This is a genomic window from Pontibacillus sp. HN14 (genome assembly GCF_021129245.1).
Taxonomy (GTDB): Bacteria; Bacillota; Bacilli; order Bacillales; family BH030062; genus Pontibacillus.
The window spans coordinates 1741782-1754626 of sequence record NZ_JAJOLR010000001.1; the positions used below are offsets into that span (position 1 = coordinate 1741782).

The window sequence follows — 12845 nt, forward strand, 5'->3', positions numbered from 1 at the left end:
TTGTCATCATTTTGTTCCTCTCTACTAAGAGGTGTATCGCGTAACTCTCGGCTGCTGGAGCGATGGTACATGAAAACAAAATGAGCATCGAGAACGGAACACTTCTGTTTTTATTTTATACAAAATAAAAATAGTAAAGGAGAGATCATCCAATGGCACGTTACACAGATTCCACTTGGAAAAAATCTCGTCGTTTAGGTATTTCTTTATCCGGTACTGGTAAAGAGCTAGAAAAACGCCCTTACGCTCCTGGCCAACATGGTCCTAACCAGCGTAAAAAGCTTTCAGAATATGGTACACAGCTTCAAGAAAAGCAGAAGCTTCGTTTCATCTTCGGAGTTAACGAACGTCAATTCCGTCGTTTATTCGAAGAAGCAGGTAACATGAAAGGTATCCACGGTGAAAACTTCTTAACACTTCTAGAGTCTCGCCTGGACAACATCGTTTACCGCTTAGGTCTTGCTCGCACTCGCGCGCAAGCTCGCCAACTAGTTAACCATGGTCACATTCTTGTAGATGGTGGACGCGTAAACATTCCATCTTACCGTGTGAAGCCTGGTCAAACAATCGCAGTTCGCGAAAAATCTGCTAACCTTGACGTGATCAAGGACGCAATCGAAGCTAACAACTTCGTACCTGAGTACGTATCTTTCGATGCAGAAAAGCTTGAAGGTTCTTACGTTCGCTTCCCTGAGCGTTCTGAAATGCCTTCTGAAATTAACGAAGCACTTATCGTTGAGTTCTACTCTCGTTAATAGCTTCCGCAAACACCCATCCTTTTGGATGGGTGTTTTTTTATGCTCTTTTCTCCTTTCATTATCATCTATTTCCATTTCCTGATACACTAAGAGTATAAATATAAAGGAGGGGTCACGTGTATACCTTATATATCAGTATTGTGATTGGGATTTGCGTACTGGCCTTTATTGGAACGCTTTTAGTTGGTAAAGATGTAAATAAGTCCATAGAACGAAGAGAAATTGAAGGAGAATCCCCCGCAGCAGAGCTACAGAGATCCCATAAATATGAGAAGAACTCAAGTATTAAAATTCTATCCATTATCTATGCAATCACGTTTCTTCTGACTGCCATCGTTTCTGCGATCTTTATTTTCTAGACTACTCTAGATTGAAAAGTGTAAGCGTGGTGCTTAGGATCGTACGGACAAGGCATCTTTTTGTAAAAAGCCAATCGCCTTATACAAAAAGATGTTTTTCCCGTATATTCCTTAACATCACCTCACTTTTTAAACTTAGACTACACAAAAGAACTTGGTGATTATATGACACAGATTAAAACATCCATACGAGCATTGGTTGAATACGTTTACCGATCCGGAAGCCTGGATCGGCGTTTTAAATCGACCACATCCCTAACAGAAGGAACAAAAGCACATCAAATGGTACAAAAAGAATACGGAGAAGAAGATTTCAAAGAAATGCACCTTGCCTATACTCATATAGAGGACTCCCTCGAAATCCAGATAGAAGGACGCTGTGATGGCTTGCTTCAATCAACCAATACCATTACGATTGATGAAATTAAATCAACCTCCTCTTCTATTTTTGATATAAAGAAGGACTCCCACCCTGTGCACTGGGCTCAGGCGAAGTGCTACGCGTTTATTTACGCGACGCAGCAAGGTTTGGATGAAATTGATGTACAGCTTACATATGTACACTTACCATCTTCTGAGCGGAAGCAATTTGCGGAATCTTTTACGGCCAATGAATTAAAAGAGTGGTTCGAGCATGTCATCAAGGCGTATATTCCATATGCGGAACAAATGAGCCAGCACAGGGACAAGCGGCAACAGAGTATACAACAACTCCCTTTCCCCTATCCAGAATTCAGGCCCGGTCAACGAAAATTTGCTGGAGCTGTCTATAAAACCATTAGCGATCATAAGACCATGTTTGCCCATGCGCCTACCGGAACCGGGAAAACCATTTCAACCCTTTTCCCTGCCATAAAAGCCATTGGTGAAGGTAGGTCAGAAAAGTTATTCTACTTAACTGCAAAAACGATCACAAGGCAAGCTGCTGAAGAAGCACTTCATTTAATGGAGGAGAGTGGTCTGCACTTTCATACCGTCACAGTGACTGCCAAAGATAAAATGTGCTTTACAAGCGAAGGGTGCCAAGCAGAATATTGCCCGTTTGCTGACGGTTATTACGATCGTATTAATCACGCCCTTCTCGATATATTGTCTAGTGAAACACTTATGACAAGAGAAGTTATTGAATATTACGCTAGGAAGCATCAGGTTTGTCCTTTCGAGTATTCAATAGATGTCGCCTATCATGCTGACTCTATCATTTGCGATTACAATTATGTATTTGATCCAAGAGTATCTTTCAAACGCTTGTGGAACGACACCAAGAAGAAGACAACCCTTCTTATAGACGAAGCGCATAACCTTGTTGACCGCTCGCAGGCTATGTACTCTTCTCTTCTAACAAAGTCATCCTTCTTACAGCTAAAGCGGGAATATAAAACAAAGAATCCCCATCTATATCAAGCATTACACACAATCGACCAATCCTTTCTTTCTCTAAAGAAATCTATGGGCGATGACTATATGCTGACAAGTGCAGAGATTCCTGAAGGGATCGTGGAACAAGTAGAACAGTTTACTGAACTAGCAGAACTCGAAATTCCTTTTGTTGAGGATACAGAATCTCTATTACTTGAAACCTACTTTATGGCGTTAAGTTTCATACGCATTTCAAAGTTCTACGATGAATCCTACCTTTCTTACATCAGGCGTTACAAAAGCGAAGTCGAGTTGAAGCTATTCTGTATTGACCCCTCATCACTTCTTCATAAAACGACGAAGGGGTACGGAGCGACCATTTTCTTCTCGGCCACATTCGCTCCTTTTGATTATTATAAAGATATGCTCGGATGGACTGAAGGCGATTATACATTTTCCATCCCTTCACCGTTCGACAGAGACAAAGTGGACTTATTTATTCAACCGACATCCACCCGTTACTATGACCGTGAGGAGTCAGCAGAAACCATCGCACACACAATAGAGGATCTAATAAGAGAAAGACCCGGCAACTACCTGATCTTCTTCCCTTCTTACGTATATATGGAACAGGTGTATGAGAGATTCCAAGAACGAGATCATCAGTCCTCCGTTTTACTCCAGACCCCGCACATGACAGAGGAAGACCGGGAACACTATTTGTCTGAATTTCGTATAGACAGAGAGGATTCATTAATCGGGTTTGCTGTATTAGGAGGGATTTTCTCAGAAGGAGTCGATTTGAGAGGGAATCGGTTAAACGGGGTTCTAGTCGTAAGCGTCGGTTTACCTAAATTAAATGATGAACAAGATCTGATGAAGCAATTTTTCAATAATCGTGGCAAAAACGGGTTCGATTATGCTTATATGTATCCCGGTATGAATAAAGTATTGCAAGCAGCAGGCAGACTCATTCGTACTGAAGAAGATTCCGGTACCATCGTTCTTATAGATGATCGGTTTCTTCAAAAACGATACACAACCTTGCTCCCTTACCACCTTCAACATTACCGCATCAAAAGAGACGAATAGAATAAAATTAAAAGGCCGATCAGAGTGATCTCTAACCGGCCTTTTTCTCGATTCAATCATTACCCTTCGAAACGAATTAAGAAATATTTCTTCTTACCACGGCGAATGATTGTAAACTTGCCATCTATACGGTCTTCAGCGCTCACTGTGTATTTCATATCCTGTTCACGCTCACCATTAATGTAAATGGCACCATTTTGAATGTCTTCACGAGCCTGACGCTTTGATGAGGAGATCTTAGCTTCCACGAGCAAATCAATCAATCCTTTTTCCTCTTCTTCTAAACGATAAGTAGGAACGTCTTTAAAGCCTTGCTCGATTTCGTCTCCAGTTAACTGCTTTAGATCCCCACTAAAGAGTGCTGCTGAAATCTTTTCAGCCTGTTCTAAAGCCAGCTCATCGTGGACCAACTTCGTCATTTCTTCAGCTAATCGGCGCTGAGCAACACGTTTCTCAGGCTGCTCTTCTACTTCCTTAGAAAGCTCCGCAATTTCCTCCAGGCTTAAGAATGTAAAGTAGTGAAGGAAGTTTACAACATCACGGTCATCTGTATTAATCCAGAACTGATAAAACTCATATGGCGTAGTCTTTTCAGGGTCTAACCAAATAGCCCCACCGGCTGTTTTACCAAATTTACTACCATCTGCTTTAGTAATAAGTGGAACAGTTAAACCAAACGCCTTCGCTTCTTCTCCTTCTGTAGAGTTTTTACGAATAAGCTCTAGCCCAGCAGTAATATTCCCCCACTGATCACTTCCGCCGATTTGTAATGTACAGTTCTCTTTACGGAATAAGTTCAGGAAATCATAAGATTGAAGGATCATGTAACTGAATTCTGTAAACGAGATTCCATTTTCAATACGAGACTCTACTGAATCCTTCGCTAACATGTAGTTAATACCAAAGTGTTTCCCTACATCTCGTAAGAATTCAATCATTGTCATTTGGTTCAACCAGTCCAGATTGTTACGAGCTACAGCTGCATTCTCACCCTTATCAAAATCCAAAATCTTAGCAAGCTGGCCTGCTAGTTGTTCGCTGTAATAACGAACTGTGTCCTCATCATTCAATTGACGTTCTGTTGAACGTCCGCTTGGATCACCGATCATACCAGTGCCCCCACCGACTAAGGCGATCGGGCGGTGACCTGCTTGCTGGAATCGTTTAAGAATGAGCACAGGAAGCAAATGCCCTATATGAAGACTATCTCCTGTTGGATCAAATCCACAGTAGAGTGTTACTTGTTCAGAAGCAAGGTGTTTTTTTAAACCTTCTTCATCTGTCATTTGATTAATTAAGCCTCTTGCTTGTAGATCTTGTAAAATATCCAAATTTCAACACTCCTAATCCAAAAAAAGTTAACGACATAAACGAAATGATAGTACTGAAGGCGCCCACTTCAGGTTATACTACGGACAACATTTATCCCAGAGCACAAAAAACCCCGCCCCTAAAAAAGGGACGAGGTTCTCTCGCGGTACCACCCTTGTTGCAACCAAATTAATGGTTGCCACTCAAGGAAATTCTAACGGTTTCACCCGTCTTCTGATTCATCAGAAGAAAACTCCAGGACGTAATTCGTAAGTTGCTCTGTACTGACTCACAGCGACCGTCAGCTCTCTGAAACAGGGAACTTCTTACTACTTCAACCCTTCTATGTTTACTATTCATTATCGTTCGTGACTGTGACATAATTTATAGCATATATTTTTTTAAAAAGCAACACACATTTCCTGTTGAACCATGTCTCCTTATGGTGCAATATGGTATAATATTGCGTGTATGAATAGGAGGTCGTTATATGAGCCAGAACCATTCCAATGGTCCAGATAGATCAAAGCTTCGTCAATGGTGGGAAGACGGAAAACTTCAAAAGTACTTCCGGATTTCCTATGATGTGATCTGGAACATTGTGTTATTCTTCCTCATTGTAGGTGTTATCGGCGTATTCTTTGCTGGTGGGTTAGGTGCCGGTTACTTCGCCTCACTCGTTAAAGACGAGCCCATTCGAGCTAAAGCCGAAATGGAAAAAGACATTTACAATTATGAAGAAACGTCGAAACTGTATTTTGCCGGTGATACGTACTTAGGAAAGATTCAGTCCGATTTGTATCGTGAAGAAGTGTCGCTTGATCAAGTCTCTAATCATGTGGTCAACGCCATTAAAGCGACAGAAGATGAATATTTCGATACACATAATGGGGTTGTTCCAAAAGCAATCCTTCGTGCCATTTTCCAAGAAGTCACAAACGCAAGCGTAAAAACGGGTGGTAGTACACTTACCCAACAATTAATCAAGAACCAGATTCTAACAGATACAGTTTCATTTGAACGTAAAGCAAAAGAAATTTTACTTGCCTTACGTTTAGAGCGCTTCTTTGAGAAAGATGAAATATTAGAAGCCTATCTCAACGTTGTTCCATTTGGTCGTAATTCATCCGGCAGGAACATAGCAGGAATCGAAACCGCTGCTCAAGGGGTATTTGGAGTGAGCGCCAAAGATTTAAATCTTCCTCAAGCAGCTTATATTGCAGGAATGCCACAAAGTCCTTATCTTTATACTCCTTTTACAAATAGTGGAGAAATTAAATCAGAAGAAGGGGTCGCACCCGGTGTTGAACGTATGCAAACCGTTCTTGAGCGTATGCTTGAAGCCGAGATGATCTCAAAGGCTGAGTACGAGAAGGCTATTGATTACAACCTGGCTGCAAACTTTGCCAAACCAGAACCTTCTCCTATTCAAGAGTATCCTTATCTTACAGTTGAAATTGAAAAGCGCGCCACCAAAGTTTTGCAAGGAATTCTTGCTAAACAAGATGGCTACACAGCAGAAGACCTAGCCAATAATGACTCCTTGCAACAACAGTACTCTAACCTTGCAGACCGTACTCTTACGCAGGATGGATTAAAAGTTCATACCACGATTAACAAAGAGATTTACGATAAAATGCAAGAATTACGTATTAACTACAATCATTATGGTCCAGATCTTCCTGAAAAAGAGGTTGATTCTGAAACCGGTGAAGAGAAAACCATTATGGAACCTACTCAGGTAGGTGGAATGCTCATCGAGAATAAAACCGGAAAAATTATCGGCTTTATCGGTGGACGTGATTACGAAATATCCACAGTAAATCACGCTACGTATTCCAAACGTTCCAATGGTAGTACAATGAAACCACTTCTTGTATATGGACCTGCTATAGATTTAGGAGCAGGACATCCGGGTAGCGTGATTGCTGATATCAGCACTAAATTCGATGCCGGTACAGACATGTGGAACCCTGGGAACTATACAGGAAGATATCATGGACTTACATCAATGCGCTATGCATTAGCTAAATCCTTTAACGTCCCTGCCGCGAAGACATACGTAGATATAATTAATCAGAACCCAGCTTCTTACCTTGATAAAATGGGCTTCACTACATTAACTGAGGGTGACAAACACCACTTATCAGCATCCATTGGCGGTCTTGACTACGGGGTAACAGTAGAAGAGAACACGAATGCTTATGCGACGTTTGGTAACATGGGTAAATTCGTAGATGCCTTTATGATTGATAAGATCGAAACAAAAGATGGTGACGTGCTTTATGAGCACAAATCAGAGCCTGTTGATGTCTTTGCTGAACAATCGTCTTATTTAACCATTGATATGATGAGAGATGTACTAGATTACGGTACAGCTACTTACGCAAAGAATCACCTTAAATATCCTGGCGTAGATTGGGCAGGAAAAACAGGAACATCCCAGAATTTCCATGACACCTGGTTTGTCGCAACAAACCCTAACGTAACAATGGGTATGTGGATGGGATATGACACTCCAAAACCTGTCAATCAATGCTATAACTGCTCATTAGGGTATAGTAACCGGAACGTTAACTTATGGACTGACGTCGTCAATGCAGTATCGGACATTGATCCAGAGTTAATGATTCCAAAAGAAAGTTTCAAACGTCCTTCAGGGATTGTACGACAATCCTACTGCGCAGCTTCTGGACTACTTCCTTCAGAATTGTGTGCAGATATGGGGCTTGTGAAGAGCGACCTTTATTATGCTAAATATGCACCAACCAAAAGGGATGACAGCCTAATTGCTACAAACTATGTAGAAATTGGTGGTAAAGCTTATGTAGCGGGAGATTCAACTCCAACTGAGTTTACAAATCAAGGCGTTTTCTTTAATCCCGATTATATTAAGCGAAACGATTATGATCGACTTGATAGCTTAGATAAGCTTGTACCAAATAACAGCCAATGGGCTAATGTACGAGTGCCATCGACAGATGCAGTTCCTAACGATGGTCAAGCCCCTGCCGCTCCATCTTCCTTATCCGTAAGTGGTGGCGTTCTGAACTGGGCACCATCCGGAAGCAGAGATGTAGTAGGCTATCGCGTTTACCGAGCCCCAGTCCCTGGCGCTGGTTTCCAATTAGTCGGAAGCTCCGCTAGCTCTAGCTTAGGTGTTTCTGGTCGCGGTGTATATGTCGTAAGAGCTGTTGATTACTTTGGAATGCAGTCAGCCGCATCTCCAGCTTATAAATACGGAGATTTCACACCAGACCCTCCTCCAACTGATCCTGGACAAGGTTCTGGTAACAATAACAATAACAATAACAATAACAATAATGGCAATGGCGGCAACAATAATGACAATTCTAACAACGACAACAATTCAGGTAATGATAATACAGATAATGATTCCAATAATGACGATTCTTCTGGCGAAACGAATAATGATGGTTCATCAAATGACGATAATTCCGGGTCAAACAATGACTCCGGAGGATCTGGAGAATCCGGCGATACAGGCGGAGATACCTCTACAGATGATGATTCATCTTCCGAAGGATAAACATTACAACAATCCCGGTAGCATTTAGCTACCGGGATTGTTTTTTATCTCTGATAATGTTCCCTGGTGTTTCAATCGAAGCTACGTGTAACCACTTCTTCCTCGAACCGATTAGGAGAGCACCATATTAAAGGGAAGGTATTTTTTTCAGGCAGATTTACTGTATAATAGATAACAAATATAGGTAACGTTAGGTGGTGGAGACATGAAGCATACGAAAGAATATCATTCTAAAGAGATTGTAACAGAAAGCGGAACAATTACTGTTGAAGGCCCTCTCCCTTCAGAAGAACTAGCAAACTATCATTTCCACGAGGGTCTGAAAGCGTTCAGACCGGCTCCGAAGCAGTTTGAAGCCGTTCAAAAGATTGCTGATTTTGACGAAGGCAGAATTTTAATTGCAAGAACATCAGATACCATTGTAGGCTATGTCACTTACCTTTATCCTGATCCATTAGAAAGATGGTCTAAATTCGAGATGGAAGACCTTCTTGAGCTTGGAGCTATTGAAGTTATTCAAGATTACAGAGGTTACGGAATAGGTTCATGGTTATTAAAAGTGTCGATGATGGATGACGAGATGGAAGATTTTATAGTCATTTCTACTGAATATTATTGGCACTGGGACCTTTCAGGAACAGGGTTAAACATCTGGAATTACCGAAACGTTATGGAGAGAATGATGGGGGCAGGCGGTTTAACCCCTTACCCTACTGATGATCCTGAAATTGTGTCGCATCCAGCAAACTGCTTAATGGCACGGATTGGAAGCCGAGTACCTCAATCATCTATTGATCGATTTGAAGAATTGAGATTTTTAACAAGACGAAATTATCGCGCGAATCGAGGAGGTCTGTAAATGTTAGTCGAAGAAGTTATGAAAACAGAGGTTATTTCTTTAAGAGCAAACGAAACTATTGAAACCGCTTTAAAATTATTAAATGATCATCATATTCGACATATCCCCATTGTTGATGAGCATCACCACGTGATTGGGATCGTCTCCGACCGAGATGTCCGAGATGCGAGTCCTTCTGTCTTCCAAATCGAGCAAGATAAAGAAGCGCTCCAAAATACATTAGAATCTATTATGAGTTCCCCCGTTATTACAGCTCACCCACTAGATTTCGTTGAAGAAATCGCTAGTATTTTTTATGAACATGAAATAGCATGTGTACCCGTCACTAAAGCAAACAAATTAGTCGGAATTATTACTGAAAAAGACATGCTTTATACAATGATTCAACTTACAGGCGTAACGGTCCAAAGCTCTCAAATTGAGATTAAAGTAATTGATAAGCCCGGTATCCTCCCAGAGGTGACAGCTGTCCTCGGAAGGCGCAAGACGAATATTACATCTGTACTCATCTATCCTTATCAGCCTGACTCTACTTATAAAGTACTCGTGTTCCGTTTGCAAACCATGAACCCGATGCCTGTTATTGAAGATTTAAAAGCTGAAGGATATGAAGTGTTATGGCCTAATATGCCGGGGATGGAACAATGACCTGCAGAGCCGGTTTTGTCTATTCAGAAGACTTTAGAACGTATCGATTTCGAGATGATCATCCCTTTAATCAATTAAGAGTGACCTTAGCTTATGAATTACTTCAAAGTATAGGAGCCATTACAGAGAAGGAACTCATTTCTCCAAGGATGGCTACAGAGGAAGAACTTCTTCTCGTACACGAGAAACCCTATGTAGAAGCGATAAAAAAAGCAAGTTCAGGAAAACTTAGCGAAGAAGAAGGATTTGAATTTGGGGTCGGTACAGAAGATACACCCATGTTTGAAGGGATGCATGAAGCTTCTTCTCTCCTTGTCGGCGGGACTTTATCAGCTGTCGATGCAGTCATGCAAGACAAGGTAGATCATGCCTTAAACTTAGGCGGAGGGCTTCACCACGGTTTTCAACGGAAAGCTTCTGGTTTTTGTATTTATAATGATGGTGCGGTGGCTATTCAATACATTCGAGAACATTATCAGGCGAAAGTTCTTTATATTGATACGGATGCTCACCATGGCGATGGGGTTCAATGGGCCTTTTATGATGATCCTAACGTTTGCACATTATCCGTTCATGAAACAGGCAGGTACCTTTTCCCGGGTACAGGGAATGTCAACGAGCGAGGAATTAAAGAAGGCTATGGATACAGCTTCAACATCCCTGTCGATGCGTTTACAGAGGATGAGTCTTTTATGCACGTTTATGAAACCGCATTCAGGGAAGTGATTGAGTATTTTAAACCAGACGTTATTGTAACCCAAAATGGAGCAGATGCTCACGTATTAGATCCTTTAACCCATTTATGCTGTACATCCCAATTATATGAATTCATTCCACAAATCGCTCATAAACTAGCCCACGAATATTGTGGAGGGAAATGGATTGCTTTAGGTGGGGGCGGATATGATATTTGGAGAGTTGTACCCCGTGCATGGGCGCAAATTTGGAACGTCATGGCTCATAACGAACCAGCAGAAGGCCCTTTGCCTAAAGAGTGGCTGGCCAAATGGCAACAAGAAGCTCCTGTTCAGCTTCCTTCTTCCTGGCATGACGCTTCAGGACTATACAAAGAAATTCCGAGAAAGCTTGAAATTACTGAAAAAAACGAAAAAGTCTTAGAAAAAGCCATGCAGTTTATTCAACTAAAACATAACCTCCCTAAATAAGAGAAGTATGTCTCGATAAAGTATGGAATGGTTATAGAAGACAAGAGTTTATATGAAATCATAAAAAAAGAGTGTTCCCATGATGACTTGAAAGTTCAAGGGAACACTCTTCTTATTGAGGAGACGCTGTATTTTCTTTTTCTTCGTAATTTGGATCTAATATCACAATTTCCACCCGACGATTCTTTTGCCAATTTTCTTCTGAATTATTTGGCACGATGGGTCTTGTATCTCCATACCCTACCGCTGTGAAGCGCGCTGCATCTACAGCTGTTTCCTCTGCTAAGTATCGAATCACACCACTTGCCCGTGCTGCTGAAAGCTCCCAATTGGATGGGAAACGATAAGTTGAGATTGGACGATTATCCGTATGCCCTTCTACTTTCACATGGTTTGGAATGTTGTTTAACAATTGCCCCACCTTCTTTAAGAACGGTTGACCATTGGGTATAATTTCAGCCTCAGCTGTATTAAAGAGTACTTGCTCTTGTAGCGTAAGCACAACACCTCGGTCTGTACGGTTGGCTGTGATCTTTTCAGTCAGATCATTATTTTTAAGAAACGTTTCGACTTCAGTCACAAGATTGTTTAAGGAATCTTGAGTATCTTTAGCACCTGTTTCCTGATCTTTGTTCACATCATCGTTTTTCTCTGATTCGAATTCGCTCATATCTTTTTGGTCTTGTTCCTTATTCCTTTGATCTGCAGGATAATTGTGATCTACAACCGAAGGATTGAAATCAAATATAGCTCGACTACGAAACGATTCTGCCACAGCTTCAAATTTCTCTTTATCAATCTGTGACATAGAGAATAGAAGGATAAAGAACACAAGAATCAATGTCATTAGATCTGAAAATGTCACCATCCACTTCGGAGCACCTTTTTCTTGTTCACGGTCACGACGTCTAAGCTTCATTCGGCGTTTCCCCCATCAAATCCTCAGTCGGTTGTTCCTCCTGACGTTGACGTTCATTTCCAGAAAGGAAAGCACTCAGCTTTTCTTCTAAAATTTTAGGGTTCTGGCCTGATTGGACTCCAATTACACCTTCTATTGTAACTTGCTTAATAAAGATTTCTTGGTCTGTCTTGTTAGCAAGCTTCCCAGCCATTGGAGAAAACACTAGATTGGCAAGGACAGACCCATAAAATGTCGTTAACAAAGCAATCGCCATGTTTGGTCCAAGTGTAGTTGGGTCTGTTAGGTTCTTAAGCATCAGAACAAGACCAATTAAAGTCCCGATCATACCCCAAGCCGGAGCATATTCTGCCGCCTTCTCAATAATCGCACGACCCCTGCGGTGCCTTTCTTCAATAGCTGATATTTCAGCATTCATAATATCATTGATAACCTCTGGTTCAATTCCATCTACCGCTAGAAGAATACCTTTTTTGATAAAAGGATCTTCCACTTCTTCTAACTCTGATTCTAATGCCAAAAGGCCTTCGCGACGCGCCCGTTCAGAAAGACGTACAAACAGATCAATCAGTCCTGATAAGTTCTGATCATTTGTCTGAAAAGATTCTTTCAGTACCTTTCCGGTCAGTTTGATCTCGTCCAACGTGAAGTTAATTAAGAGCGCAGCTGCAAGGCCACCAAGCACAATGATCATCGAGGAAATTTGAATGAAAGATACTACATCGCTTGCTCCCCCTGTAGTAAAGATCCCTACGAAGATCATCGTAATCCCTATAAATATGCCGATTGGAGTTAATAAATCATTTCGTTTCATTGTCTCTCTC

Annotated in this window: 10 protein-coding genes and 1 other annotated feature; of the genes, 7 read left to right on the forward strand and 3 right to left on the reverse strand. The window is 41.3% G+C overall.

Annotated elements, in window-relative coordinates:
• Window positions 1-152: 152 nt before the first annotated feature.
• The 3 genes from rpsD to LQ226_RS09015 all read left to right on the forward strand — a co-directional run bounded on the left by rpsD (window position 153) and on the right by LQ226_RS09015 (window position 3568).
• Window positions 153-755: a 30S ribosomal protein S4 gene (rpsD, locus tag LQ226_RS09005; RefSeq protein WP_188654460.1), complete on the forward strand. Its 603-nt coding sequence runs from the start codon at window positions 153-155 to the stop codon at window positions 753-755.
• Between the two features lie 119 nt (window positions 756-874).
• Entirely contained in the window at window positions 875-1117 is a 243-nt protein-coding gene (locus LQ226_RS09010) for a hypothetical protein (protein WP_231417483.1), read from the forward strand.
• Window positions 1118-1282: 165 nt separating this feature from the next.
• Entirely contained in the window at window positions 1283-3568 is a 2286-nt protein-coding gene (locus LQ226_RS09015; protein WP_231417484.1) for a helicase C-terminal domain-containing protein, read from the forward strand.
• Window positions 3569-3627: 59 nt separating this feature from the next.
• Here LQ226_RS09015 and tyrS read toward each other — a convergent pair whose 3' ends face one another.
• Window positions 3628-4899: a tyrosine--tRNA ligase gene (gene tyrS, locus LQ226_RS09020; RefSeq protein ID WP_231417485.1), complete on the reverse strand. Its 1272-nt coding sequence runs from the start codon at window positions 4897-4899 to the stop codon at window positions 3628-3630.
• A 123-nt stretch (window positions 4900-5022) separates the two neighbouring features.
• Window positions 5023-5234 (reverse strand) — a binding site (T-box leader).
• Between the two features lie 135 nt (window positions 5235-5369).
• On the opposite strand from tyrS, the gene LQ226_RS09025 reads away from it, so the two are divergent.
• The 4 genes from LQ226_RS09025 to LQ226_RS09040 all read left to right on the forward strand — a co-directional run bounded on the left by LQ226_RS09025 (window position 5370) and on the right by LQ226_RS09040 (window position 11102).
• Window positions 5370-8429 (forward strand): transglycosylase domain-containing protein, encoded by a 3060-nt coding sequence (locus tag LQ226_RS09025; RefSeq protein WP_231417486.1) that lies wholly within the window; start codon window positions 5370-5372, stop codon window positions 8427-8429.
• A gap of 205 nt (window positions 8430-8634) precedes the next feature.
• Window positions 8635-9288, forward strand: a complete 654-nt coding sequence (locus tag LQ226_RS09030; protein WP_231417487.1) for a GNAT family N-acetyltransferase — start codon at window positions 8635-8637, stop codon at window positions 9286-9288.
• Window positions 9289-9936, forward strand: coding sequence for an acetoin utilization AcuB family protein (locus LQ226_RS09035; protein ID WP_231417488.1), 648 nt, complete (start codon window positions 9289-9291; stop codon window positions 9934-9936).
• Window positions 9933-11102 (forward strand): acetoin utilization protein AcuC, encoded by a 1170-nt coding sequence (locus tag LQ226_RS09040; protein ID WP_231417489.1) that lies wholly within the window; start codon window positions 9933-9935, stop codon window positions 11100-11102. Before LQ226_RS09035 ends, LQ226_RS09040 begins: the two co-directional genes overlap by 4 nt.
• 112 nt (window positions 11103-11214) lie before the next feature.
• Here LQ226_RS09040 and motS read toward each other — a convergent pair whose 3' ends face one another.
• Window positions 11215-12021 (reverse strand): flagellar motor protein MotS, encoded by an 807-nt coding sequence (gene motS / locus LQ226_RS09045; RefSeq protein WP_231417490.1) that lies wholly within the window; start codon window positions 12019-12021, stop codon window positions 11215-11217.
• Window positions 12011-12835: a flagellar motor protein MotP gene (motP, locus tag LQ226_RS09050; RefSeq protein ID WP_231417491.1), complete on the reverse strand. Its 825-nt coding sequence runs from the start codon at window positions 12833-12835 to the stop codon at window positions 12011-12013. The genes motS and motP overlap by 11 nt, the downstream gene beginning before the upstream one ends.
• Window positions 12836-12845 lie beyond the last annotated feature (10 nt).